Genomic DNA, 524 nt, shown 5'->3' with positions numbered 1-524 from the left:
TCAGTAATTACATTCACATCTTGTTTGTAGATTGCAATCAACTCACCAACGGTAGATTTACCGCTGCGATTACGCAGTAACCAACGAGCAATACGACGTAGTGCGCGACGTACGTAGAACATGATCTCGTACTGTGCATCTGCCGTTGCAACGTTGTCTAACGCGCGAGTTTGCTTAAGAATTTCAGCAAGATCAAATATTTCACGAGCTGCACTGTAAGCATTTGCAATATCAACAACACATGCGCCCGTCTCTTCTTGAAGACGAGTGACGAAATTACAGCCCATTTCGTTAACCATTTGGTTTGCTAGCGCAGTCGCGATAATTTCTGCACGTAGCGGATGGTTAACCATTTGATCTTTATAGTTACGGCGTAACTCACTTGGGAAGTACTCAACCAGTTGTTTCGCATGGAATTCATCATTTGCAATGTCATCCGTCACGAGCTGCTGTTTCAGAACCATTTTGCCGTAAGCGACAAGCACCGATAGCTCTGGACGAGTAAGACCTAGGCCCTGCTTTTC

The 524-nt window shown here is 45.0% G+C and carries 1 pseudogene; it reads right to left on the bottom strand.

The features are described 5' to 3' along the window. Positions 1-524, bottom strand: a pseudogene (locus R7040_RS29815) (NAD-glutamate dehydrogenase domain-containing protein); the annotation flags it as partial.

It is taken from the genome of Vibrio sp. 1069 (genome assembly GCF_033340555.1).
Note: the sequence above shows the minus strand (reverse complement) of the source record. Positions and strands in the feature narration are given on the sequence as shown.